Source organism: Pseudomonas sp. GW821-FHT11G12 (assembly GCF_058808055.1).
In genome coordinates this window covers 1,265,892-1,291,629 of sequence record NZ_JBXARH010000001.1, presented here as the reverse complement: position 1 = coordinate 1,291,629, position 25,738 = coordinate 1,265,892, and the positions used below count along the sequence as shown (strand labels likewise).

The following is a 25,738-nucleotide window of genomic DNA, read 5'->3' as shown; positions in this document are numbered from 1 at the left end:
AGGCAAAAGGCAGGGATGAGCAGATTGAATTGCAGAAATGACGATAGAGTGGTCATCAATGCCTCAATCGTTGTGTGAAAAATGAATCGTCCGCTGTTTATTTCTCTGGATGGGCCAAAAGGAACCGGCAAAACCACATTACTGGAAGCCGTTACGGCAGTACTGAGGGCCGACAACAAGAAAGTCATCCGACTTTGCGAGAGAAAAAGCGATCCCTACCGGGGTGCCACCATGGCCCTCGTCAACGAACTTGCCAGAAATCATTCCCGGGATCTGGAGTGGGCGGTGTGTCAGCGCTTTGCTGATAGCCGTAGCTGGATCTCCCGGCACGTGCTGACTGAACAGCCGGTGGGCAGCATTATCTTGATCGATCGCTGGTATCCGTCTGACGCCGCGTTTCGCCAAACCGTCCCGTTTGCAGAGATTCTCCAGTTGAACATCGAGCGAAACGTGCAGGTGCCTGACCTGCATGTCGGCGTCGTCACCGCGCCGGATATTTCATGGGCCAGGGCAAAGGCACGATCCAGAGGACTGGGCGGTACTGTGATCCAGAAGCACGCTGAGCATGTCGCGTGTACAGAGACGTTCGAGCAAGCGGCTGCCGATCATGGCTGGGCTTTGTGCCGTAATGAAGGAACGATCGAAGACGCTACGATGCAGGTGGTTTCCGAGATCCGTAAATTGTTTGGCTGATCAAGAAAGACGCCGAGCAGCCAGCACCCCATTCAAAAACATTTGTTCAAGCGTCCGCGCCGAATCCGCATGGGCCGCACGCCCGCGCAGTTCGGCATCCACCAGCCCGTAGACCAACGATACGAACAACTCGGTGAAGATTGCCGCAGTGATATCGATGCGAAACAGCCCAGCCTGCTGGCCTTTCAAAAAGAACCCGTCCAGCGCCTCCAGATAAAACAGCCAGCGTCTGCCCCCCTGTTCCAGATCGAGAAAATCAGGACGGTATTGCGCCATCAAAAAGGCCAGCAACTCGCGGTGGGCGAGGTGTTCACGAATCAATCGGCGCAGCGCCTCCAGCGGTTCCAGGTGCTGCAGGCCGGCGTTGTCGATGATCAGCTTTAGTGTGCTTTCTGCGTGCTCTTCCAGTTTTGCGGTCAGGTTTTCCCGTGTTCCGCAGTAGCGGTGCAGGGTGGCCTTGCTCACGCCTGCCAGTTGCGCCAGTTCCTTCATCGTCGCCCTCGGCCGGTTGGCCACGGCCAGGGTCAGCGACTTGAGCAGCTGTTCATCATGGGAAATCGAGTTCATCAGAGGCCTTGAGCGGTGTTCATATAAGATTCACAAAATACCCACATGAGACATTATTGACTCATTGGGATTTGAAACGTAGCATTCGCGCCAAATTCGATCAAGCCTTGGGTGAGTTATGGGCAATTTGCGTGCAGTAGGGATGGCGGGATCGCTGGCAGTCGCCATTGCGTTGGCCGGGTGTGGACCGGCGAGTGAACAAGCGGCGGTGGCGGAAGTGGCGCGTCCGGTAGAAGTGGTGGCCGTGAAGACCGAGCCTTTGGCGCTGACGTCGGAGCTGCCGGGCAGGGTGGAGCCGATGCGCGTTGCGGAAGTGCGCGCTCGGGTGCCGGGCATCGTGATGCAGAAGCGTTTTGAAGAGGGCGCTGATGTCAAAGCCGGGGATCTGTTGTTCCAGATCGATCCGGCACCGCTGAAGGCAGCGTTGTCGCGGGCCGAAGGTGAACTGGCTCGCGCCCAGTCCGTTGCACTTGAGGCCCAGGCACGGGTCAAGCGCTATGAACCGCTGGTAAAGATCGAGGCGGTCAGCCAACAGGATTTTGACAGCGCCATGGCTGACCTGCGCAGCGCTCAGGCAGCCACCCGTTCGGCCCAGGCCGATCTGCAAAGCGCCCGGTTGAATCTCGGTTATGCCTCGGTAACCGCGCCAATTTCCGGCCGCGTCGGCCGTGCACTGGTCACTGAAGGGGCATTGGTCGGGCAGGGGGACGCGACGTTGATGGCGCGGATTCAGCAGCTGGATCCGGTGTATGTCGACTTCACCCAGTCGGCCGCCGACGCACTGCGTCTGCGCGAGTCGCTCAAGGACGGAAAACTCTCCGCCGACGACAACAAGGCACTGTCGATTCGCGTCGATGGCACCCAATACGAGCGTCAGGGTGCGCTGATGTTTACCGATGTCGCCGTGGATCGCGGCACGGGGCAGGTGTCGTTGCGCGGCAAGTTCGCCAATACCGACGGCGTGCTGTTGCCGGGCATGTATGTCCGTGTGCGTACGCCACAGGGCACTGACAGCCAGGCCATTCTCGTGCCGCAACGTTCGGTGCAGCGGGGCAGCGATGGCGGCGCCCAAGTGATGGTGGTCGGCGCAGATGACCGGGTCGAATCACGCAGTGTGGTCACCGGTGCCATGCAGGGATCGCGCTGGCAGATCAGCGAAGGGTTGAAGGCGGGCGATCAAGTGATCGTTGGTGGCCTTGCCGGTCTGCAACCGGGGGCCAAGGTCGTACCGGGTCAGTCTCAGGCCGTGGCTCAGTCGTCTGAGTCGAAACAGTAAGGGCGCCGTCGCCGCGAGGATTTCCCGATGTCCAAGTTTTTCATCAAACGCCCGAACTTTGCCTGGGTGGTGGCGTTGTTCATCTCTCTGGCCGGCCTGCTGGTCATTCCGATGCTGCCGGTGGCGCAGTATCCCGACGTTGCGCCGCCGCAGATCAAGGTGACGGCGACCTATCCCGGCGCCTCGGCGAAAGTGCTGGTGGACTCGGTCACCAGCGTGATCGAAGAGTCGCTCAACGGTGCCAAGAACCTGCTGTATTTCGAGTCGACCAACAACTCCAATGGCATCGCCGAAATTGCGGTGACGTTCCAGCCGGGTACTGATCCGCAGCTTGCCCAGGTCGACGTGCAGAACCGCCTGAAAAAGGCTGAGTCGCGCATGCCGCAAGCGGTACTCACCCAAGGTCTGGAGGTGGAGCAGGCCAGTGCCGGTTTCCTGCTGATCTATGCGCTCAACTATAAGGAAGGCTCCCAACACACCGACACGACCGCGCTGGGCGATTACGCCGCGCGCAACATCAACAACGAACTACGTCGGGTGCCGGGCGTCGGCAAGCTGCAATTCTTCTCCTCTGAAGCCGCGATGCGCATCTGGCTCGACCCGCAGAAGCTGGTGGGTTATGGGCTGTCCATCGACGACGTGAGCACCGCCATTCGCGGACAGAACGTGCAGGTGCCGGCCGGCAGTTTCGGCAGCACGCCAACCAGCAGCCAACAGGAACTGACCGCCACGCTGGCAGTGAAAGGCACTCTGGATAATCCGCAAGAATTCGCACGCATCGTTCTGCGCGCCAACGAGGACGGCTCGACGGTCAAACTGGGCGACGTCGCCCGAGTGGAAATCGGTCAGGAGAGTTACAACTTCAACTCGCGTCTGAACGGCAAACCCGCCGTGGCAGCGGCGATCCAGTTGTCGCCCGGCGCCAACGCAATCCAGACTGCAACGGCCGTAAAAGAACGCCTGGCCGAACTGTCGGCGTACTTCCCGGACGACGTGGAATATTCCGTTCCCTACGACACGTCGCGTTTCGTCGATGTCGCCATCGAGAAGGTGATCCACACCCTGATCGAGGCGATGGTGCTGGTATTCCTGGTGATGTTCCTGTTCCTGCAGAACATCCGCTACACCTTGATTCCGTCGATTGTGGTGCCGGTGTGTCTGCTCGGCACACTGGTGATGATGTACCTGCTGGGCTTCTCGGTGAACATGATGACCATGTTCGGCATGGTGCTCGCGATCGGCATTCTGGTGGACGATGCCATCGTGGTGGTGGAGAACGTCGAGCGGATCATGGCGGAAGAAGGGTTGTCGCCGGTCGATGCCACGATCAAGGCCATGGGGCAGGTATCGGGCGCGATCATCGGTATCACCCTGGTGCTCTCGGCGGTGTTCATGCCGCTGGCGTTCATGTCCGGTTCGGTGGGGGTGATCTATCAGCAGTTCTCGGTCTCGCTGGCGGTGTCGATCCTGTTCTCGGGTTTCCTCGCGCTGACGTTCACACCAGCACTGTGCGCCACGCTGCTCAAGCCGATTCCTCAAGGACATCATGAAAAGCGCGGCTTCTTCGGCGCCTTCAACCGTGGCTTCGCGCGGCTCACCGAGCGTTACTCGATCCTGAACAGCGGACTGGTCGCGCGTGCCGGTCGGATGATGTTGGTGTACGTCGGCATTATCGCGATGCTCGGTTTCTTCTACCTGCGCTTGCCGGAATCCTTTGTGCCCGTGGAAGACCAGGGCTACATGATCGTTGACGTCCAGTTGCCACCGGGCGCGACCCGGACTCGCACCGAAGCGACCGGCGAACAACTGGAACGCTATCTCGCGTCTCGCGATGCGGTGCAGTCGATGTTCCTGGTCTCGGGTTTCAGCTTTTCCGGGATGGGTGATAACGCGGCACTGGCGTTCCCGGTGTTCAAGGACTGGTCGCAGCGTGGCGAAGATCAATCGGCGATGGCCGAGGTCATGGCGCTGAACGAGCAGTTTGCCGTGACCAACGACGGCGCCGTGATGGCGGTGCCGCCGCCACCGATTGACGGTTTGGGCAACTCCGGTGGTTTTGCGCTGCGCCTGCAGGATCGTGCCGGCCTGGGTCGTGAAGCCTTGCTCGCCGCCCGTGACCAGGTGCTCGCTCAGGCCAACGGCAACCCGAAAATCCTCTACGCCATGATGGAAGGTCTGGCCGAGTCGCCGCAATTGCGAGTTGTGATCGACCGTGACAAGGCCCGCACGCTGGGCGTGAGTTTCGAGTCCATCAGCAGTGCGTTGTCCGCCGCATTCGGTTCTGAAGTGATCAACGACTTCACCAACGCTGGCCGCCAACAGCGTGTGGTGGTACAGGCCGAGCAGGGCGACCGGATGACGCCCGAGAGCGTGCTCAAACTGTATGTACACAACAGCGCCGGCAATCTGGTGCCGCTGAGCGCTTTCGTCACCACTCACTGGGAGGAAGGTCCGGTGCAAGTGGTGCGTTACAACGGATATCCATCGATCCGCATCGTCGGTGACGCCGGACCGGGCTATAGCACCGGTGAAGCCATGGCGGAAATGGAACGAATCGCTGCGCAATTGCCGGCGGGTTTCAGCTACGAATGGACGGGGCTGTCGTATCAGGAAAAGGTCTCCAGCGGTCAGGCGACGCAATTGTTCGCGCTGGCGATCCTGGTGGTGTTCCTGTTGCTGGTGGCGCTCTACGAGAGCTGGGCGATTCCGTTGACGGTGATGCTGATCGTGCCAATCGGTGCCATCGGTGCGGTGCTCGCGGTGATGGTCACCGGCATGCCTAACGACGTGTATTTCAAGGTGGGCCTGATCACCATCATCGGTCTGGCGGCGAAGAACGCGATCCTCATCGTCGAGTTCGCCAAGGAGCTGTGGGAGAAGGGCTACAGCCTGCGTGACGCCGCCATCGAAGCCGCGCGCCTGCGTTTCCGGCCGATTGTCATGACTTCCATGGCGTTCATCCTCGGTGTGGTGCCGCTGGCATTGGCCACCGGGGCAGGGGCGGCGAGTCAGCGTGCAATCGGTACCGGTGTGATCGGCGGGATGCTCAGCGCGACGTTGCTGGGTGTGCTGTTCGTACCGATCTGTTTTGTCTGGGTGCTATCGCGGTTGCGCAGTAAACCCGCGCCTATCGAACAACCCGCTTTGGCTCAGGAGTGATTCCATGCGTATTTCAGCATTCTCTACGCTGGTGATCGCCATGCTGTTGGGTGGTTGCTCGCTGGCACCGACTTATGAACGTCCAGTTGCGCCGGTTGCGGAGCACTGGGCGGGGGAGTCGACCAAGCAGGGCAGTCCGATTAACCAACTAGCTTGGCAGACGTTTATCGTCGATCCCGAACTGCGTCGCCTGGTGGTGATCGCGCTGGACAACAACCGCTCTTTACGCCAGACACTTCTGGATATCGAACAAGCGCGGGCGCAATACCGTATCCAGCGGGCGGACCGGGTGCCGGGCCTGAATGCCGGTGCATCCGGCAATCGTCAGCGCTTGCCGGCGGATCTGGCCAGCAATGGCCAGGCGGGGGTTGCCAGCAGCTATCAGGTCGGCGTGTCGCTGCCGGAATACGAGCTGGATCTGTTTGGCCGGGTAAAGAGCCTTAGCGACTCTGCATTGCAAGAGTATCTGGCGACTGAAGAGGCGGCCCGCGCCGCGCAGATCGCCCTGATTGCCGAAGTCAGTCAGGCTTATCTGATTCACGATGGCGCCCAGCGTCGCCTGGATCTGACTCAGCAAACGCTGATCAGCCGCGAGTACTCGTTTGCACTGATCAGCCAGCGCCGATCAAACGGTACGGCGACAGCGCTGGACTATCAGGAAGCATTGGGACTGGTGGAACAATCGCGCGCCGAACAGGAAAGCAATCTGCGGCAGAAACAGCAGGCTTTTAACGCGCTGGTGTTGTTGCTCGGGACCAAGGATGCAGCGAAAGCAATTCCTGAACGGCTGTCGACGGAGCCGATGCTGGTTCAGGACATTGCGCCCGACACCACCTCCACATTGATCGAGCGCCGACCGGACATTCTCGCCGCCGAGCATCGATTGCAGGCGCGCAATGCCGACATCGGCGCTGCACGGGCGGCGTTCTTTCCGCGCATCAGCCTGACCGGCAGCTTCGGCACATCCAGTGCGCAAATGTCCGGTTTGTTTGACGGTGGTTCGCGGTCCTGGAGTTTTGTGCCGAACCTGTCGCTGCCGTTGTTCGATGCCGGGCGCAACAGTGCTGGCCTGAGCCTGGCCGAAGCCCGTAAGGACTCGGCGGTGGCGGCTTATGAGGGCACGATTCAGACGGCGTTTCGCGAGGTCGCCGATGCACTGGCCGCCACCGACACCTTGCGCCGGGAAGAGGCGGCCCGACGCGCGCTGGCCGACACCAGCAGCGAAACGTTGAAACTGGCCAAGGCGCGTTATGAAGGCGGCATCGACAGTCACCTGCGTTACCTCGATGCCCAGCGCACCCGCTTCGTCAACGAAACGGCATTTATCGAGGTCAGCACCCAGCGGCAGATTGCCCTGGTCGATCTGTTCCGCTCGCTGGGCGGAGGCTGGTCGCCAGAAAAGTCCTGACAACAGCTCCTTTGGGTTGGCACGTCCAGCCATTCAGCCCCGTGAACCGAGAGGTCACGGGGCTTTTTTTGCTTGGTGGAACGTTACTGAGGACGGGCGGGATTGGCAGCGCCATGCAGGAACATCTGTTCCACGACATTGGCCGAGTTGGCACTGGCGGCACGCCCACGGCGTTCGGCATCGACCATGGCGAAAATCATGGTCAGGAACAGCTCGGTGAAGACCGCGGCAGTGATATCGATACGAAACGCACCCAATTGCTGGCCGCGCAGAAAGAATGCATCGAGGGCATCGAGATAGAACTGCCAGCGTTTGCCTTCATCGGTGTTCACGAAGGTGTCGGGGCGATACTGAAAGAGCAGGAAAACCAGCATTTCACGATGTGCCAGATGCTCATTGACCAAACCGCGCAGGGCTTGCACCGGATCGCCATTCAACAGGTCGGTCGAGGTGGTGATCTGGTTGAGAACCGTCTCACCATGGCTTTCCATCATCAGCACCAGATTGTCACGGGTGCCGCAAAAGCGGTGCAGAGTCGCCTTGCTTACGCCAGCGGCTTCAGCCAGCTCCTTGAGCGTCGCGCGGGGGCGATCAACGATGGCCAAAGCCAGCGCCTTGATGAGTCGTTCGTCTTGGGGAGTCAGGGACATCAGTCAATCTCGGATCGAATTTCAATGTCGGGAATTGTGCAGGAAAAGCTCTTTACTGCAACGAAAACCAAAAAAATCGAGAAATTTACTTCATCTGAGACAATTTTTACTCAACGCCCCCGGCACGCCGCGCAACGCTCTTGCCTCCCGCCAATCCCAAGCCTGAAACGGGCGACGGGCGATTCTGCCGACCAAAAACGCCTCATCACGGTTACTGATTTGTATGTTTGGGCATTTCACAGAACCAGTAATAAGCATATGAATTTATAGTTGGTCGTTTGTTCTCGAATTACTGATAGTTTAATAAGCGAAAGACGTCATTGTTCCTGCTGGCCAACAGAGCGGGTCATGTTTCAACGGATGAAAGTTGTACACGGACTTCACGGATGATAGACCTCTCAGCATTCGCTACATGGCCACTGGGAAATCGCTATGCCTGTTGGAAGTCCATTCAATTGGATTGATAAACGGTACCTGACATGACGGCTACGCTGAACTACTCACTGTCCCACCTTGCACCTGCCACGCCACAGTCCCTGGATATATTTGAGCTTAAAGAGTCTAACGTTCGTTCTTACTGTCGTGACTTCACTGCCACCTTTCACACCGCTGAAGGGTCGACCTTGACCAGTGAACAAGGTCAGGTGTTCATTGACTTTTTCAGCGGCGCGGGGGCTCTGAACTACGGACATAACAACCCGGTTTTGAAAGCTGCGCTGCTCGACTATATCGAGAGCAATGGCATTACCCATGGCCTGGATTTCAAAACTACGGCCAAGAAGAACTTCTTGACGGCGTTCGATGAGCAGATCCTGGCCCGTCGCAACTTACGCTACAAAGTACAGTTTCCCGGCCCTACCGGTACCAATGCGGTGGAGGCCGCCATCAAACTGGCCCGCAAGTACACCGGCCGCCAGAATATCGTGGCATTCACCAATGCGTTCCACGGCATGTCCCTGGGCAGCCTCGCCTTGACCAGTAACCCGCGTAAGCGAGCAGGGGCCGGGGTCACCTTGAACAACGTGACGTTCATGCCGTATGACCAGTATTTTGGCGAAGACCTCGACACCTCGTTGTACCTGTCCAAGATGTTGCGCAGCGGTAGCGGCATCGATAAGCCAGCGGCCATCGTACTCGAGACAGTGCAGGGTGAGGGCGGTGTGAACAGCGCTTCGGCCGCCTGGGTACAAGCGGTGCAACGTATCGCCCATGACCATGACATTCTGTTGATCATCGACGATATACAGGCAGGCTGCGGCCGCACAGGGGACTTCTTCAGCTTTGAGGCCCTGGGTGTCACCCCGGATATCGTGACCTTGTCCAAATCCATCAGCGGTTATGGCTTGCCCATGTCCCTTGTTTTATTGGCGCCCCATCTGGATGTATGGGAGCCGGGGGAACACAACGGCACGTTTCGCGGCAACAACCTGGCATTTGTCACGGGCAAGGCGGTTATCGATCACTATTGGAGCGATAACCGCTTTACCCAGGAGCTCAGCGCCAAGGCAGACCTCCTGCATCAAGGGCTGCTGGCGTTATCCCGGGACTTTGCGAGCAAGGCGCCTAATCGCCTCAAAGGGCGCGGGTTCTTCCGGGGCATTGAGTTCAAGGACAAGTCCCTGGCGCAGAGAGTTGCGGCACAGGCTTACGCGGGCGGGCTGATCATTGAAACTTCAGGCATCGACAACCAGGTGCTCAAGTTCCTGCCGGCGCTGACAATATCCCCCGCGCAGATCACTCAGGGTTTGCACATACTGGAGCAAGCCTTTGCCGAGGTGACCGCATCATGAGTGATCAAATCATTACCCGGTATGCGTCCCTCGACGACGCTGCGGCGATTGCGCCATTGCTGGACAAATACCGCCAGTTCTATGGTGAAGTCTCCGATCTGGTCCGCTCACTGGAGTTTATTAAACAGCGCTTTTTTCTGGGCGAAACAATTTTTGTTATTGCTGAGGTCAATAACGAAGTCATTGGATTCACCCAACTATTCCCCAGCTTCTCAAGTGTCACACTGGAGCGCCTCTGGATACTCAATGACTTATATGTCGAATCGTCAAAGCGCAAGAAGGGAGTAGGGCTGGCGTTATTGAATGCAGCAAAAACATTTGCGCAGACAACAGGCGCCAAACAACTATTTATCGAAGGCGCAGACGATAATCCACGAGCACGAAACCTATACACTCGATTTGGATTTATCGAAAACACCGCGTATCACTATTATCATCTTCCATTAAAGCAAATCCAGGGATAGGAGCTTTTCCATGTCAAATACTGTCTTCGATATTGTGGGAATTGGCTTCGGCCCCTCCAACCTTGCATTGGCGATTGGCCTCGAAGAGTCAGCATCAGCGCTGACTTATCGCTTCCTGGATGCCAAGCAGACGCCGGACTGGCAGGATGAAATGCTGCTCAGCGGATCGGATATCCAGAACAACCCTTTACGGGATCTGGTTACGCCACGCAATCCACGCAGCCGCTATGGTTTCGTCAATTACCTGAAAGAAACCGGTCGCCTGTTCGACTACCTCAACTTGCCACTGACGTATCCGTTACGCCGGGAATATGCCGAGTACATCAAATGGGTAGCCAGCCATTTTCTCGGCGATGTCGAATCTTCGGCGTTCGTCCAGCAGGTTGAACCGCTTCTGTTTAAGGGAGAGCAGGTGTGGAAGGTCACCTATAACGATCAACGAGTCGTTTATGGGCGCAGCCTGGTGCTGGGCACCGGGCGTACGGCGAATATCCCGGCAGTTTTCGAAGGTCTGACCGGGCCCCGAGTGTTCCACCTCAATCATTATCTGGAGCACATCAACAAGCTGCCACCGAGTGTGCAGCGTATCGGCGTGGTGGGTTCCAGCCAGAGCGCGGTGGAGATCGTCCTCGATCTGACTGCCAGGTTCCCGGACAAAGAGGTTTATTCGTTACATCGAAGCTTCAGCTTTCGACTCAAGGACACCAGCCCGTTCAGTGACAAGGTGTACTTCCCGGAATTCATCGACTACTACTTTGACCTTCCACCAGAAGCCAAATCGCGGCTGGACAAGCAATTGCGGGGCACCAATTACAGCTCTGCCGATGAAGATGTCATCAACGCGCTGTACGTACGCATCCATGAAGAAAAACTGCAGGGCAAGCAGCGCATCAAGATCCTCAATAACATCGCCATCGAGCAGGCGCACATCGATACATCGGGCCAGGTACAACTGGCACTCAGGGAGGTCAATCAGCTGACGCATTCAACCCTTGCTCTGGATGCGTTGGTGCTCGCCACGGGCTTCAAGGATATTGCGGCCAAGGAAAACGGTGAGCTGTATCCCCCGTTGCTCGCGCCTCATCATCGCCAGTTTCGCGCCGATGCTCACGGGGCCCTGGTGGTCAATCGCGATTACAGCCTGACGCCTCTGGATGACTTGCCCGCGGTGTTTCTCAATGGGTTATGCGAAAGCTCCCACGGCTTGGGCGATGCGGGCTCGTTCAGCCTGATTTCCTTGCGGGTGGAACACATTCTTTCCGCCCTGGAGAATAAATTGGCTCAAATCGAGGCCCCGGTACAAGCATTGGCTTGATGCCACCCGGCAGCAGTCTGGAAAGACTGCTGCTCAAACAAGGAGGTTTTATGTTCACAGCGGCGTTGATTTACATACTGGCGGTAATAAGCCCTGGGCCGAATTTCATCATTGTCAGTCGATTCTCTTCACTGGGCTCGGTTTCCACTGGACTTGGCGCGACCTTGGGCATCTGCACTGTAGGGGTGTTCTTCTCGACCATTTCCCTCTTGGGACTGGCAGCATTGCTGCATGAGTACCCGGCCTTTTCCAAAGTGGCCACCTTGTGTGGTTCGACGTACCTGCTCTACATCGCCTACAGCATCATCAAAAGTGTGCTGGCAAAAAATACTGGCACCACCGAAAGCGCCGCTGTTGGCGTCACCAGCTTCAGTAAGGCTTATCGGGTAGGAGTCATCACCAACATCAGCAACATGAAGACGATCGCCTTCATGATCAGCATCTACGCCGGCTTCCTGTCCTCGCCACGCACCGACATCGAAAAAGTGCTGGTGGTCGTGTTGTGCTCAACCCTCGAAGTCATCTGGTATTCCCTGGTGTCGTTGCTCTTCGGCCAGGGCCCGATAAAGGCGCTGTTTCTCAAATACACCCGGCAGATTGACATAGGCCTGGCCGTGTTTCTGGTGGCGTTCTCTCTCAATAACGCAATTCCAGTATTGATTGCCAGTCGATGAGGTCGGGTCATGGAGTGGAACGATATGCTCAAGGATGTAAGCGTGCGCTTCAAATATCGCAGTTGGTTGCTGATCGATTTGCCCTGTGATGGCTTGCCACTGAACCGTCGGATGCGAAACCTGACAAGTGATTATGTCCCGGTCACTTTGATCCTCGACTGCGATCTTGAGGACGTCTTTTCCATCGTGGATGTCTTGGGCCCCGGGATCAGCTACGCAGCCTCGTTACAAACGGCCAGGCGATATGTTCAAGCTGTTGTGGCTGAATTACCGGCGGCAGGAGCTTTTCAGGACTTCAAATGGGCGTGTTGATGTGCCACCTACAAAAAGGTCTCGGGCAATACGCGAGGAGGAGGGGGCCAACAACCAAAGGCCTGCTCTTTAGCTTTAGTGTGAACGTAGGCAAAAAGTACGAGCCTCTAAAGCTGATCTATAGTCTTGGAACGCAGTGAGCTGGAAGAACCGTGGTCCGGTAAAAACACTCGATGACAGGGAGGTCCGATCAGTGACTTTTATACGACGCAATGTCTGGAGCCTGCAACAACCGTGGGCTCCAGAACTACTGTGGTATGCCCGCGGAGTCAAGGTGCTGAAGTCGCGCCCGTTTGATGACATCACCAGTTGGAAATACATGGCGGCGATTCATGGCATTGAAGAGGTGGTCTGGCGCCAGTTCGGGTGGTTGGCACCGGATGAGCATGTGCCGGACACGTCGGAATACCTCGATCAGGATCGGAATCAGTGCCAGCACCATAATTGGTATTTCTTTCCGTGGCACCGGGGTTATCTATCGGCTTACGAATCGATTGTGCGAGCCGCGATACACACGTTGCCGGATGCACCGGACGACTGGGCATTGCCCTATTGGAATTACAACGACACGGCGGTCGCCAATCCGCGACTGCTGCCGCAAGCCTTCGCGACGAATTCCTGGCCCGATGGTGGCGACAACCCACTGTTTGAGCCTCGGCGTTTTGGCCGTGGGGATGGCGTGGTGGTCATCCGAAAGGAGGATGTCGATCTGAAGGCGGCCTTGAGCGATCCCGATTTCGAAGGAGTTCGAAATGGCTCTCCCGGGTTCGGCGGTGTGCGTACACCGTTCCAGCACAACGCAGAGCGCCCGAATGAAGGCTTGCTTGAACAGGGACCACATGATCCGGTGCATGGTCTTGTTGGCGGTTACCTCACCGGAACGGACCCCCGGGACTGGCATAACCTGGGCTTGATGTCTATGCCAATTACAGCCGGGCTCGATCCGATTTTCTGGCTGCATCACGCCAACATTGATCGGCTATGGGAGGTGTGGCTCAACCGAAATTCGAACTTCAGGAACCCGGTGCTCAAGTCATGGCTCGATGGGCCGAGCGGCAAGCGGCGCTTTGTGATGCCACAAGCGGATGGCAGTCGAAAGGAATTTGCCCCAAAAGATATGCTGGACACGAAGGCGCCCGGGCTCAACTATTTGTATGAGGACATTTCCGATCCGCTGAGTGGTCAGCAGCGCCTGAACCTTCGGTTGGTATTGTTGAAAACGCTCATGGACGTCCCCGGCATCACTGACGGTCTGGAGGTCGAAACCATGCCCAAAAAGCCCACGGTTGAACTGCTCGGTGCAAACAGCAAGGCGATTACCCTGGGGAGCGATCCCTCGGCCACCGTTGTGAGGACCGATAAACCCACCGTCCGCAAGCTCACCGACAGCTTCAAACTGTCCACGTTCGCGCTGCGCGCGAGCCCGGAACCTGATCGCGTATTTCTCAATCTGGAGAACATCACGGGGGAAAACGACGCGGCCATTTTCGATGTATATGTCGGTTTGGCCGAAGGCGCCGTTGCCGCTGATCACCCGGAGAACCGAGCAGGCGTTGTGTCGTTGTTCGGTATCAGCGAGTCGACCAACATTGCCAAGCCCCATGGCGGATCGGGCCTGAGCAAGGTGATCGAGATCACCGATACGATTGACCGGCTTCATCTGACAGGCGAGGCCAATCTGAATGCCTTGCCGGTATTGATCGTGCCGGTCAATGACGCGCGCGGGATATCGATCAAACGGGTCAGCATCTATCGTCAGTCGACCTGACGATGTCCGTGTCGGCACGGCTTCGAGAAGCAGGCCTTGACCCGCTTGCTTGCACGTTATGGAGTATCAGTCTCGTCGCGTTCAGCGTCATTGCCCTCAGTGACAACGTCCACGCCGAACTGATGCTTCTGTGCCGTTCCAATCCCGGCCCGGTGTTCGCCGAGAGCCTGAGCTATCTGCATTTTTATTACTCGACCCTGGACCTCGCCGCGTTTGCGGCTGGCATGACCTTGATGTTGGTGGCGATGATGACGCCCGCCTTGGCGGGGCCTGCGCTGCACCTGTGGTTTCGCTCGCTGTCGCGCCATCGCTGGCGAGCCATCGTGCTGTTCCTGCTGGGCTATTTGTGTGTGTGTGGCTGGCGGCCTGTGCGCTGCTTTTTGTCATCGCACTGCTGCTGGTTTCGCTCACGGATTCAGAGCTTGTGGCCGGGGCCATGGCGGTGGTTGGGTGGCTTATCTGGCAATTGAGCGTCATGCGTTCACGCTGTCTTGCGCGTTGCCATCAACAGCCCAGGCTCTCCGTTTTTGGCATGGCTGCGCTGGTCGATCCGTTGTGCTTTGGCGTAACACACGGGTTCTGGTGCGTCACGACGTGCTGGGCACTGATGTTGATTCCGCTTTGCCTGCCTTACGCCCATTTGCCGGTCATGCTGGGCGGTGCCGTTCTGATCGCCTATGAGCGCGCAAGTACTAACGGTCCAGCGTTTTCTCAGATGACGGGCGCAATCCGTCGCGGTCTTGCGCCTCGTTGGAAGACCATCAGGCAGCGGCTTGCGGCTGCACCTGCAAATTCCCGTCCACATCCTTGACCAGTCCGCTGGCCAAAAACAGCGGCACCAGGCGCTTGTGCAGTCAGGGGGTGACAAACTCCTTGTCGGTCGCCAGCGCCAGGGTCCCGTAAACATAAGGCGTAGCTGGAATGTTTCACGCTGAGTTTCAACCCCGTGCAAAAACTTGCGGAGTAGTCATAGGGCTCCTATCGTCTTATTTGCTCGCCACGTAGTACGCCTCCGTGGGGGAGGCATAGTAGACCATGGAGGTGGTTCCATGCCGTTCCTGCACGCAACGTTCTCGGCTTTGTCCCAGGCGCTTATGGATGACCCACAACTAGACGAGCGTCTGTGTGAGACGGTGTTGATGGGGATATCTGAAGGGCGCAAAGCTTTGGTTGAGCAGGTGCTGCGCACATGGGCCGAGGCACCAGCCGATGCAGATCCACAGCAATGGATCAAGCAGCGACTATGGACGGACCCGGCGTCTCAGCAGGTGTGCCGGGACATTGTGCTGTCATGGTGTTTCGGCCAGTGCTTTCGCGATGGTAAGCCGCAGGCAAGCGCCGATGTTGGGCCCGACACACTCACAGCTTTGTGGTTCTCCGGTTCGTTCTGGCGTCTCGCGAAAGCCCACCCCCCAGGCTTGCCAGGAGGCTACTTCGGTCATTGGTCATATCCGGGGGAAGCGTGAGCGAAGCCGACGTGGATGTCCTTATTGTTGGGGCCGGGGTTGCAGGGGCACTCTTGGCATGGCAGCTATCGCTCCAGGGCCATAAGGTGCTCCTGGTTGAAGCTGGACCATCTGTTTTACGAGAGGATGCACTGGGGCAATGGGCTGCTGCACCGGTCAAGACCCTGTCTTCTCCGTACCGCCAGTCACAGGCGGACAAGTTCGCGTTCTCTCCTGACGGCTCCGGCGACTACAAATATGTGGCGACACCGAAGAGCTTCAAGAGCACGTACCTTCGACGTGTTGGGGGCAGCACCTGGCACTGGCAGGGCAGCACGCCGCGACTGATCCCAAATGATTTCCGGATGCGTTCGGCCTTCGGCGTCGCAGTGGACTGGCCAATCAGCTACGACGATCTGGAGGCGTGGTACGCGCGAGCAGAAGAGGCGCTTGGAGTTTCCGGCGATCACGACGCCTGGAGCGGTGTACACAGCGCATGGCGCAGCACCCCGTTTCCCATGACGCAGATCTGGCCTTCGTACCTTGATAAGGTTATTGCCGCGAAGGTAAACGGCCTCGAATTTGAAGGCGCTACGTTGCGCGTCCGTACGACCCCACAGGCCCGCAATTCTCGCCCCTACCAAGGCCGGCCACCTTGCGCCGGCAACTCGATTTGCATCCCGCTATGTCCGATCCAGGCCAAGTACGATGCCACTGTGCATGTTAATTTAGCACTCACACAAGGCGCTGAGCTGCTCGATCGCACCGTGGCCACGAAGGTGGTAGTTGCTAACGGAAGCATCGATGGGATCGAACTCGCCGCCTGGACAGAAACGGGCGAGGTTCAGCGTTCCACTCTGCGTGCCCGTAAGTACGTAATCGCTGCTCACTCGATCGAATCGGCTCGTCTGCTGCTGGTCTCTGGAATTGGTGACCCTGCTGTGGTCGGCCACAACTTGATGGACCACCCTACGGGGGAAATGGTGGGTATCGCAGACGAACCGTTGTACGGCTATCGCGGACCGCCGGTGACTTCGGGCATCGACGATTGGCGCGATGGCCCTTGGCGTGGCGACCATGCGGCCTGGAAGATGTCTTTAGGAAATGACGGGCATGGACGCTTCAGGACACCGGAAGCAACCGTGCAGAAATGGATGGACGAGGGACTGTTCGGTACTGCCTTGCGTGAGCGAATCGCGGACGTTGCTCCGCGCATGGTTCGAATCAGTTGGGCATCGGAACAACTACCCAGTGCTGGCAACTACGTTGAGCTCATCCCTCAGAGCTACGACGCGCTGGGAATGCCTGAAGTGCGCCTGAACTATAGCGTGGATACATACACGCTTGGCTCCTTCGTGCATGCACGCTCGCTGATTCGAGCCATCTATGAGCGCGCAGGCATCACCAATGTGGAAGCATCTGCTGACCCAGCGGCATACGGTGGATCAGGCCACGTAATTGGAACCTGCCGCATGGGCACCGATGCGGCTGCGTCAGTCGTCGACGCGGACTGTCGCGTGCATGGCTACGAGAACTTGTTCGTGGTCGGCGCTAGCGTGTTCCCAACGGCAGGCACCGCCAACCCGACCCTCACAGCAGCAGCTCTGGCCCTGCGTCTTGCCGCTGTAATCGCCACTGAACTCCCGGAAGGCAGATGATGCCCACCAGCCGAAACGAGCTCTTGAGTTTGCTGTCAGAGGCTTGCGAGATTGAGCATTCGCTCGCGTGTGCCTACCTGTACGCCGCCTTCTCCTTGAAGAAGGAAACGGAGGACAGGCCCAGATGGCGCGATCAGCAAATCACACAGTACTGGGCTGGTCAGATCTATTTTGTAGCCTCGCAAGAAATGCTGCATCTGGCGCAGGCATGGAACCTTTTGGCCGCGATCGGCGGAACACCCTATTTCATGCACCCAGTCTTTCCGCAACCTAAGAGTTATTGGCCCCTGCCTGCTGCGCTGACCCTGCAGTCGTTCTGCCTCGAGACCGTTGAACGCTTCCTACAGTGGGAAGCACCTGTCGAGTCGACGCTGCGCCCCGGCTTTATCCACTGGGAACATTCTCCAACTGAACAGGACCTGGCCTTCCGCAGTGTGGGAGAGCTTTACGAGTTGATTGCGCATGGCATAGAGGCAATGCCCGAGGCGGACTTATTCATCGGTAATCCGGACCTGCAAATTGGCCCCGATCTGGCTGACTTCCCGGACCTCGTGGCCGTGTATGACAAGCGAAGCGCACTAGAAGCAATTCGACGAGTTCAATTCCAGGGGGAGGGCATCCATGACGACCGCGAGGACTCCCACTTCGGGATCTTCCATGAAATGCGCATCGAACTTAACCGGATGCTGGGCGCGAACCCGCACTTCCAGCCCGCATACCCGACGCTTCAGAATCCAACTACACGGGAGCGTGCGGGCGCAAACTTGATCACGCATCCTGCGGCACGTCAGGCAATGACCCTATTCAACAACATCTACGTGTTGACCATTCGGATTCTTGGCTGGGTATTTGGGCCAGGCTCACCAGGACAGCCGCAAACACGTGGGTTCGCTCGCGCTAGTATCGGCGCCATGCCCGTGATCCTCAAGCCGCTGGGGGAAGCCTTGGCACGGATGCCCTCTGGCGACGGCACGCATACTGCCGGCGCATCTTTTGCGATGCAGAGGCATGTCCCGCTACCGCATGACGCAGATGACGCACTGCGACTCGTCAGCGAACGCATTGATGAACTTATCGTTGCCGCCCGTGAGTTGCAGCAACGCGAGGACATCGATCAGGACTTTTCTTGGTTAGCCGGGCGGCTGGAGTGGATGCTCGGTGTGGTTCACGGTGAATACTCAAGCACCCAAAAGGGAGGTCATGATAGCAAGGGCGATCAAGGAAAATGACGGCAAGCTCACAGGACATTCCTCGCGAAGTGGGGGGCACAAGCTCAGGCAGCGCTAGAGCAGGAGCTCCGGAACGACCTGGTGGGGCAGGGCGCAACCAACGAATCCTTCCACCTATTCCTTCGCTTTGCATCAGATGCATTAGATGGGTATGGCCGTCTGCTCGCCTACGTAAACACAACACAGGGGGGAGTGCCGTACACTACCTTTTTTGTGGATTACCGATGGCCACTCCCCCCGAGTCTTCAAGTTAGGTAGCGTGCTGGTTGCAATGTTTCGACGTCATTTCTTGATTTGTATAATTTTTACAGAGCCACAATCTCGTTTTCTAATTGCATTTATTTCAAAATGTGATCATTAGCTTCTTGCCGGATGGCAGGGTTAAGTCTTCACTGTTGTTGGAGTATTGCGGCGGAACTCGTATTGCTGTGTATTTTTATGGGGAGTCAACTGGCTCAAGCGAGAGATGAGAGTAGTGCTGCCTATTCAACAATAGGCGGCTAAGAGGATATAAAAAACCAGCAGCATTCTGGCCGCTAGACATTGCGTCTTGTCGAGAGTTAGTTGCAGCGGACTTCCAGAATCTCGCGTGAACTGAGCCAAGTTCACGCAATCCACGCATGAATGCCTTAATTTCGCAGGCAGGGAGTTTGCTATGTCACTTGGTTTCTACAAACTGATCAAGGGCCGTTTAATTGTGAGGGAGCGTCAGTCGCCAGATGGCGATAGCATGCGCTTCATTGCGGATGACATGTCGCTGTTCGAATCCCTGCCACGCTATACCAAACCCAAAGGTAGCGATGGTTTGGCTAGCTATCAGCTACGGTTTCAGGCCATCGATACGCCTGAGCTTCACTATGGAGGCGCCGCGCAACCCTATGGCGTGCAATGTCGTGACGGCCTGTTGCGATGGTTAGGGGTAAATCCAGAGGCGTGGCATTGGGAAGTGGCTCCGGCGGGTTTTGAGTGGGAGACGCCCGCCGAGATCCTGACCGATGGATTTGAAGCTCATTCTAGGCCAGTTGCTTTTGTATTACGCGAAACAGGTCTGCAGGATGGGAGCGAAATCAAGCTCACAAATGATCTTTTGATGAGCAGCTACAACCACCACGCGGTCGAAACTGGACTGGCATATCTGGGGCTCTATTCGGGAGGACTCTCGGCGGAGATCAAGTCTCACCTGATCGCCACTTATAAAAACGCAAGGGCCGATAAACGCGGCATCTGGGAGGCCGACGGCACCAGTCAGTTCACAATCAGCACCCTGGATGACCTTCTGCCGGAGCACGGGACGTTAATTTATCCAAAAATTTTCCGGCGGTGCGTTGATGCGCTGAAATGGGCAGGTGGCGAACTCAAGCCAGGAAGTGATCTGGATGACTTCTTGATGGCGAAGACCAATGAGAACGACAGTTTTTATGTCGAGGATGCCCATGGAGGCCGTCTAAAAAGCAAACTGAGCAATGTGCTAGAGCAGGTCAATAACCAAATCATAATCCAGGTCGATCTGAATACCGTTGAATTCGTTCCAAAGTAGACATTAAAACGGATCGTAAACATGTCATTGGCGGAAGGATGAAAGCATGTATAAGCGCAGGATTCTGGCGATTACTCTCGTTTCGCTCACTCCAGTACTTGCTACTGCCGAGCCGTCGTGCAAGGTGGATCCCGCAAAGAAAAAACTTTATCGCCTTGAGCTAACGGTTCCTGCTGCTTTTTGTCGGTCGGCAGATCAAGAGGATCCCAGTTGCAAGCAGCTTCCAAAGGAATCACTGGTACAACTCCACGGACTTTGGCCTAATTATGAAAAAAATTTCCCGGAGGGAGGTTGCAGTCCTGGCGAGTGTGAGGAGCAGAAAGTTAAGGACGGCAAATTCTGCAAGTTTCCAGAATTGCCTAAGCTGATCGCGTCCGAAACCTGGAAGGCCAATAAGGATTTCATGGCTGGAACTGAAAAATGTCTCGAACGACATGAGTGGGCCAAGCATGGCACATGCTCCCCAATGAACGTTGTAGAGTATTTCGACTGGTCGTTGAGTGAAACCCGGCACATCGTCGAAAGCCTCGATATAACGCCTGATGTCGAAATGACACGCTCGGAGTTTGAGCAAAGAGTGCAGCAGAAGCTTCCTGAGCTTAACGGGGCTGTCCATCTCAATTGCAAGGGTAAACTGGTTACCGGCATGTATGTACTGTACGAATGGGGGCAGACGCCAGGAGCCCCCATAAAAACGAAAAGTGGGCAGAATAGCTTTGGTAATTGCAAGAACGATTTTACGTTTGTGAGTAAATAACTGATTGCCCTTGAATCCGAGTTTGGAAGGGTATGTTCCCAAAAAGCTTTCGGATGAAGGTGCAAACGTCGCAAAAAGTACTCAAGGGCATTATTAGAGCGGACATGTCAAAAATGATAAATTCTGCTCCGGACTGCATAGCTTTTTTGTCAGGAGCCACATAAGGCGGGCCTGGTAAAGCTCCTCCCAGACACATCATTTAACAAGTGGGCGATGTCATATGTTCATAAGCCACTCACGGGCCGGAGATTGCTGACTCAAAGTCCTCGAAACAAATACGGCCGTTCATCGATTGATGTTCATAAACCTAGTTTCCTCGACGTCCCTAGCCTCGCCGCCCCGACCTCCCACGGTCCCTGTCCAGAGGCTGATGGACGCTGGTTCAAAAAAACATGCTTTGGGACCTTGTTGAAAATCTGGCAGAACTTGGCAGGCTCAAAAATTGAGCAGTGCGGGTTGTCCCGGAGCTGGTTGTTCATGGCGCTTCCTAATTGGCCTCAGTTTAAGGCAAAGAGGTGTCTACGAAACCCAGGGCGATTCATACTGTAGTGGTCTAATGAAACCGGACACCCATTTAGGCGAGAATGCTCGCCAGAGAGAGGTGCCTGATGACCAAACAACGTCGTTCCTTTTCCGCTGAATTCAAACGCGAGGCCGCAGCTCTCGTGCTCGATCAAGGCTATTGTCACGCATGTACATGCATTCTGCGATGCGACGACCTTGCGGGCCCGGAGTATGAGTAGTCCATTGATTAGTAGATCGCATTGAATGATTGCCGAGGGGAGTTAGCGGGGAAAATGACCCTGCACACAACCAGCTCCAGATGTGCTACAGATTGCGTTTGCGCTGCCGATCAAAGCCAGTGAGCGAGCGGTCGAAACTCGACGTTGAAGTCTAAGAAGGATCGACGAAAGATTGCCAATTTAGAGAGGCGTAAAGCTATGTATCACTACTCGCTAGTGCAGCATACCGAGCCCACCGGTGTATGGTTGTCATGCACCGATATTCCGGAAATGAATGCCGAAGGCAGTACGCTGTGCGAAGCATTCGCCGAAGCCCTAAATGGTTTGGAGTCTGCACTGTCGTTGTACGTAGAGCAGGGGCGCAAGATTCCAGCACCCTCCGCGCCAAGTGCCCCTGCAATGGTGCTGCACTTGCCGGTGCTGACTATGGCCAAGATCTTGCTATGGAATGCCATGTGTGACGAAGGCGTGAGCCGCGCCGAACTTGCTCGTCGAATGGTCTGTTCGCGGCAGGTTGTCGACCGTCTGGTGGACTTCATCCACGCCTCGAAAATTGAGCAGATCGAGCGTGCACTTGTATTGCTGGGTCGGCGTCTGTCGCTGGTCTTGGAAGTAGCCTAACGCCGGAATTTACCATGTCCCCAAGCGCACCATTGACGTCTGCTGTTGGTCTGATTGTCGGCGCTGATTGAAAACTGACCCACCCTGCCGATTGAAAATTGACCCAGGGCAGATTGCCGATTTGTCATCAGCAATTGTGGATTAGCGTAGCAGTCCTGTCCGATCTCAAAAGATCGAAAGCCCCACCACATGTGCGCATGTGACAGGGCATTTTTCCGATGGGGATCAAAATGGCTCATCGTCCTCAACAACATCACCTTCCTTGCGCTTTCGCTCACGTGTCTTGATCTTTGTCTGGTCAGCCAGAGTGCTGTGTTGTAGCCGATAGGACTCATTACCTGTTTCAACGATGTGGCAGTGATGCGTCAGTCGATCCAGCAGCGCTGTGGTCATTTTGGCGTCGCCAAACACACTCGACCATTCCGAGAAGCTGAGGTTGGTCGTGATGATCACGCTGGTGTGCTCGTAGAGCTTGGACAGAAGATGAAACAGCAGCGCGCCACCGCTTTGGCTGAAGGGCAGATAGCCCAGCTCATCCAAGATGACGAGGTCTGTGCGCAGCAGCCCCTGTGTAATCCGGCCCGTTTTCCCATCGTACTTTTCACGTTCCAACAGATTGACCAGGTCGACCGTGGAGAAGAAGCGGACTCGTTTGTTGTGGACGGTGATCCCGGATACAGCCAGTGCGCTGGCCAAGTGTGTTTTGCCTGTTCCAGGGCCGCCGATGAACACCACGTTTTGGGCCGTTTCCGTGAACTCCAGGCTGGATAGTTCCTTGACCAGACGGGCATCAGCGCTGGAAGCGCTGAAGTCAAAACCTGCCAAATCACGGTGCATGGGGAGCTCGGCCATGTTCATCTGGTGATTCACGGAGCGCACGGCACGATCTGCTTGTTCCTGCTGGAGCAGATGCTCCAGCAACCATTTTGAGGACGCTGTCGAGGCTTCTCCTTGGGCTGCCAGTTCTTCCCACGCGTGCGCCATGCCATGCAGGCGAAGCTCTTTAAGTTCTGCCATCAAGTCACGCATTGCGGCTCTCCTCATCTTTGGCGCGCAGTTGGTCGTACCGAGCCGTGTTGGCAGCCGGCGCGACCTTGAGCTGAAGACTCGTTTCTACAGAAGGCGGCGGTGCCGTGGACGTGAGTCGAGCCAGGACATTCAGGATGTGATCCGCGCTCAAGCTGCCAGACTCAAGCACCAGCTCCACGGCCACCAAAACTGAGTCCAGGCCGGTAATGGGCACCGCAGCCAAGACTTGTGTCATGACGCGATCACCGTTCACGTGACGCCGCAGGCCACGCTTGAGCAGGCGTAATGGCTTGGGCAAATCGGCAAACGGAGCGCCATTGCGAAGTGCGCCAGGCTTGCGCTCGATCAGCGGGATGTAGTGCTGCCAGTCGTAGCTGACTTGGTCTCGATCAAACAGTCGCTCATGACTGGCGATAGTTGTTTCATCAGCAACGACCACAACCCGCGAGGGATATAAACGGCTGCTGACCCACTGACCGACGCGCTCGCAAGGCACCGAGTAACGATTGCGCGCCACGCTGATCAGGCAGGTACTGGAGACCCGTACTGTGCGTTCGACATAGCCGTCGAAAGCGCTGGGCATCGGCATCATTTCCACCCGCTCCAGCTCCAGAACATCTGCCACCGTAAGCCCCTTATATTGCGGGTGTGGCAGCTCGCTCCAGAGAGTCCGACAGCGCTGGCCGAGCCAGACATTCAGCTCATCGAAGGTATGAAACAGGCAATCTTGAGCATCGAGCCAGATACGTCGCCGACTGTCTTGGACGTTCTTCTCGACGATCCCTTTTTCCCAACCTGAGGCTACGTTGCAGAAGTCTGGATCGAACAAATAATGCGAGCACATCACGGCAAAACGGGCGTTGACCGTCCGCCCTTTGCCTTTGCTGACCTTGTCGACAGCCGTTTTCATGTTGTCGTAAATGCCGCGACGAGGAACGCCACCCAATGCCCCAAACGAGCGAGTATGGGCGTCAAACAGCATCTCGTGACCTTGGCTGGGATAGGCCACCAGCCAAAATGCGCGGCTGGCACAGAGCTTCATGTGGGAGACCTGGATCCGCCTGAACAGCCCACCGATCAGCAGACCTTCTTCACTCCAGTCGAACTGGAAAGCCTCGCCCAACGCGAACGTCAACGGCACAAAGGCTCGCAAGGATTTTCCTTGCTCGCCGCGCCACGCGCGGATGAATGCGGTCAGTTGGCTGTAGCCGCCGTCGTAACCCTCGGCTTTGATCTGCTCGAAGAGAGCCTTGGCGGTTCTGCGGTTGTGTTTGGCCCGAAGCGAATCGGCTTTGAGTGCCTGCTCCAGTATTTCGTGGAAAGGACTGAGCTTGTTGAAAGCGGCTTGCCGCTGGTACACCGGCTGTTTGGTTTCGGGGGCTCTGATCCACTTTCGGATAGTGTTTCTGGACAGCCCGGTACGCTTCGCTATCTGGTGAAGCGAAAGCTTGTCGCGGAAGTACATCCGCCGAATTTTTCCCATCATTTCCATGCTGATCACCTGGTGTTCTCCTGCTCGGAAAGTGAGCAGAAGCAGTTGAACACCTGGGTCAGTTTTCAGTCGGCAGAACAGCCTTTAATGGGTCAGTTTTCGGTCAGCGGCAACACTTAAAAACGACGATGGCCTGAAACGCGAGATTGAGTTCGAGCAGAAACTCCGTGGGCTCTTGGGTGAATACGGCTACAGCTTGCGCAACATCGTTGCGATTCTCGACCCACAGTCCTCCAGCCGCCGGGCTCCTGTAGCCGCAGAGACCAAAGGTACCCGAAAGCCTCGCGCCGTTAAGGTTTACAAGAATCCTCACACCGGCGAGGTCGTCGAAACTAAAGGCGGAAATCATAAAACGCTGAAGGATTGGAAAGCAGAGCATGGCTCCGCGACTGTTGAGTCTTGGCTGACGAAGTGAGTTTGGTTTAAGTGCAAAAGGGCCCGAGAGGGCCTTTTTTTTTGAGGGATATTCGGCGCGAGTGATCGATACCTGCTCTGTGAGAAAGAGGAGTATCTCTGCAGCTATCTGATGGGCATTACTCTGACTGTGTACGCAAAATCTTGCCGGCCTTCACTTCGTCTGCGTATTGAATCAACCGATCCGCTTCGACATGCAGTGCCTCAATTCTCTGCATGGCTGCCAGCAACTCGGCCTCACCATCCCGCTTGGCCATTCTGAACATGTCTTGGGCAGCGTCTTCGAGTGCTAGGGCAGCGCTTTTCAGATCACGGCGCAAATCCTGATTAGTTTTCGTCAGCCCCATGCGGATTGCCTCCTTCAAAAGTCGTTGGTGAGGTCGGTATGTCAAACGCCTACAGTATGAGTCGCCGTTAAGCCCTTGGCATAGCGGCTAGGTCGCATCTTGAAGATCTCGTGATCGAAGGGAAATCTGGCAGCCCCGTACTGTCTTGGAAAATAAAAAGTGTGGCTCCTTCGGGCCAGGCTTGGGTTGCGATTTCTCACGGTTTTGGAAAGGGAGTGCCTCTGATTTTCGGCTGTGCTGAAGTGCTGCTTTGGTCTGCCTCCATCAAAATTTCAGCCGTTGATGTGTTGGGGGAGCTTTTTTGAAAGTGCGCAACTTCTTGCGCACTTGTTCCGCATATTTGGCTCGATAAATCGCTACAACCCAAGTAGATCGCGGCCTGCAGCCAAG

Annotated in this window: 23 protein-coding genes and 1 pseudogene; 19 read left to right on the top strand and 5 right to left on the bottom strand. The window is 56.5% G+C overall.

Annotated features, from left to right (window positions below):
• Positions 1-81 precede the first annotated feature (81 nt).
• Positions 82-693 (top strand): dTMP kinase, encoded by a 612-nt coding sequence (locus AC1RR7_RS05805; protein ID WP_493156601.1) that lies wholly within the window; start codon positions 82-84, stop codon positions 691-693.
• On the opposite strand, the gene AC1RR7_RS05800 is transcribed toward AC1RR7_RS05805, so the two are convergent.
• Positions 694-1,260, bottom strand: coding sequence for a TetR/AcrR family transcriptional regulator (locus AC1RR7_RS05800; protein ID WP_493156600.1), 567 nt, complete (start codon positions 1,258-1,260; stop codon positions 694-696).
• A 118-nt stretch (positions 1,261-1,378) separates the two neighbouring features.
• Here AC1RR7_RS05800 and AC1RR7_RS05795 point away from each other — a divergent pair, with 118 nt between their 5' ends.
• From AC1RR7_RS05795 to AC1RR7_RS05785, 3 genes are read left to right on the top strand one after another with little or no spacing between them, the layout of a single operon-like run.
• Positions 1,379-2,536: a MexC family multidrug efflux RND transporter periplasmic adaptor subunit gene (locus AC1RR7_RS05795; protein ID WP_096820429.1), complete on the top strand. Its 1,158-nt coding sequence runs from the start codon at positions 1,379-1,381 to the stop codon at positions 2,534-2,536.
• 27 nt (positions 2,537-2,563) lie between these two features.
• The gene (locus AC1RR7_RS05790) at positions 2,564-5,695 is read left to right on the top strand and encodes a multidrug efflux RND transporter permease subunit (protein ID WP_493156598.1); all 3,132 of its coding nucleotides are present in this window, start codon (positions 2,564-2,566) and stop codon (positions 5,693-5,695) included.
• Positions 5,696-5,699: 4 nt separating this feature from the next.
• Positions 5,700-7,103 carry an efflux transporter outer membrane subunit gene (locus tag AC1RR7_RS05785; protein ID WP_493156596.1) on the top strand — a complete coding sequence of 468 codons (1,404 nt, stop codon included), beginning with the start codon at positions 5,700-5,702 and terminating at the stop codon, positions 7,101-7,103.
• Between the two features lie 83 nt (positions 7,104-7,186).
• On the opposite strand, the gene AC1RR7_RS05780 is transcribed toward AC1RR7_RS05785, so the two are convergent.
• Entirely contained in the window at positions 7,187-7,753 is a 567-nt protein-coding gene (locus tag AC1RR7_RS05780) for a TetR/AcrR family transcriptional regulator (protein WP_493156594.1), read from the bottom strand.
• Positions 7,754-8,289: 536 nt separating this feature from the next.
• Between AC1RR7_RS05780 and ectB the strand changes: the two genes are divergently transcribed.
• The 14 genes from ectB (at position 8,290) to AC1RR7_RS05710 (ending at position 22,066) form a co-directional block, all read left to right on the top strand.
• A complete protein-coding gene (gene ectB / locus AC1RR7_RS05775; protein ID WP_493156981.1) occupies positions 8,290-9,543 on the top strand; it encodes a diaminobutyrate--2-oxoglutarate transaminase in 1,254 nt (417 codons plus the stop codon).
• Positions 9,540-10,007 carry a GNAT family N-acetyltransferase gene (locus tag AC1RR7_RS05770; RefSeq protein WP_493156592.1) on the top strand — a complete coding sequence of 156 codons (468 nt, stop codon included), beginning with the start codon at positions 9,540-9,542 and terminating at the stop codon, positions 10,005-10,007. Before ectB ends, AC1RR7_RS05770 begins: the two co-directional genes overlap by 4 nt.
• A 10-nt stretch (positions 10,008-10,017) precedes the next feature.
• Positions 10,018-11,322: a SidA/IucD/PvdA family monooxygenase gene (locus AC1RR7_RS05765; protein WP_096820435.1), complete on the top strand. Its 1,305-nt coding sequence runs from the start codon at positions 10,018-10,020 to the stop codon at positions 11,320-11,322.
• A 50-nt stretch (positions 11,323-11,372) separates the two neighbouring features.
• A complete protein-coding gene (locus tag AC1RR7_RS05760; RefSeq protein WP_102619876.1) occupies positions 11,373-11,996 on the top strand; it encodes a LysE family translocator in 624 nt (207 codons plus the stop codon).
• Positions 11,997-12,005: 9 nt separating this feature from the next.
• Positions 12,006-12,308 (top strand): hypothetical protein, encoded by a 303-nt coding sequence (locus AC1RR7_RS05755; protein WP_493156590.1) that lies wholly within the window; start codon positions 12,006-12,008, stop codon positions 12,306-12,308.
• A gap of 274 nt (positions 12,309-12,582) precedes the next feature.
• Positions 12,583-14,076, top strand: a complete 1,494-nt coding sequence (locus AC1RR7_RS05750; RefSeq protein ID WP_493156588.1) for a tyrosinase family protein — start codon at positions 12,583-12,585, stop codon at positions 14,074-14,076.
• 2 nt (positions 14,077-14,078) lie between these two features.
• Complete coding sequence (locus AC1RR7_RS05745) at positions 14,079-14,546, top strand: hypothetical protein (RefSeq protein ID WP_493157001.1); 468 nt, start codon at positions 14,079-14,081, stop codon at positions 14,544-14,546.
• Entirely contained in the window at positions 14,429-14,887 is a 459-nt protein-coding gene (locus AC1RR7_RS05740) for a copper chaperone (RefSeq protein ID WP_493156979.1), read from the top strand. Before AC1RR7_RS05745 ends, AC1RR7_RS05740 begins: the two co-directional genes overlap by 118 nt.
• A 238-nt stretch (positions 14,888-15,125) precedes the next feature.
• Positions 15,126-15,542 (top strand): TetR family transcriptional regulator C-terminal domain-containing protein, encoded by a 417-nt coding sequence (locus AC1RR7_RS05735; protein ID WP_102619880.1) that lies wholly within the window; start codon positions 15,126-15,128, stop codon positions 15,540-15,542.
• A complete protein-coding gene (locus AC1RR7_RS05730; protein WP_493064847.1) occupies positions 15,539-17,179 on the top strand; it encodes a GMC family oxidoreductase in 1,641 nt (546 codons plus the stop codon). Before AC1RR7_RS05735 ends, AC1RR7_RS05730 begins: the two co-directional genes overlap by 4 nt.
• On the top strand, positions 17,176-18,408 hold the full coding sequence (locus AC1RR7_RS05725) for a ferritin-like domain-containing protein (protein WP_493156586.1): 1,233 nt from the start codon (positions 17,176-17,178) through the stop codon (positions 18,406-18,408). The genes AC1RR7_RS05730 and AC1RR7_RS05725 overlap by 4 nt, the downstream gene beginning before the upstream one ends.
• Positions 18,409-19,063: 655 nt before the next feature.
• Positions 19,064-19,945 (top strand): hypothetical protein, encoded by an 882-nt coding sequence (locus AC1RR7_RS05720; RefSeq protein ID WP_102619883.1) that lies wholly within the window; start codon positions 19,064-19,066, stop codon positions 19,943-19,945.
• Between the two features lie 46 nt (positions 19,946-19,991).
• Complete coding sequence (locus tag AC1RR7_RS05715; RefSeq protein WP_102619884.1) at positions 19,992-20,702, top strand: ribonuclease T2 family protein; 711 nt, start codon at positions 19,992-19,994, stop codon at positions 20,700-20,702.
• A 941-nt stretch (positions 20,703-21,643) separates the two neighbouring features.
• Positions 21,644-22,066, top strand: coding sequence for a type II toxin-antitoxin system HicB family antitoxin (locus AC1RR7_RS05710; protein WP_493156584.1), 423 nt, complete (start codon positions 21,644-21,646; stop codon positions 22,064-22,066).
• Positions 22,067-22,291: 225 nt separating this feature from the next.
• Here AC1RR7_RS05710 and istB read toward each other — a convergent pair whose 3' ends face one another.
• Both istB and istA read right to left on the bottom strand, forming a co-directional pair.
• Complete coding sequence (gene istB / locus AC1RR7_RS05705) at positions 22,292-23,095, bottom strand: IS21-like element helper ATPase IstB (protein ID WP_493156582.1); 804 nt, start codon at positions 23,093-23,095, stop codon at positions 22,292-22,294.
• Positions 23,088-24,587: an IS21 family transposase gene (istA, locus tag AC1RR7_RS05700; protein ID WP_213632054.1), complete on the bottom strand. Its 1,500-nt coding sequence runs from the start codon at positions 24,585-24,587 to the stop codon at positions 23,088-23,090. The genes istB and istA overlap by 8 nt, the downstream gene beginning before the upstream one ends.
• An 87-nt stretch (positions 24,588-24,674) precedes the next feature.
• Here istA and AC1RR7_RS05695 point away from each other — a divergent pair.
• Positions 24,675-25,002, top strand: a pseudogene (locus AC1RR7_RS05695) (histone-like nucleoid-structuring protein, MvaT/MvaU family).
• A 118-nt stretch (positions 25,003-25,120) separates the two neighbouring features.
• On the opposite strand, the gene AC1RR7_RS05690 reads toward AC1RR7_RS05695, so the two are convergent.
• Complete coding sequence (locus AC1RR7_RS05690; protein WP_493156581.1) at positions 25,121-25,348, bottom strand: hypothetical protein; 228 nt, start codon at positions 25,346-25,348, stop codon at positions 25,121-25,123.
• Positions 25,349-25,738: the final 390 nt, after the last annotated feature.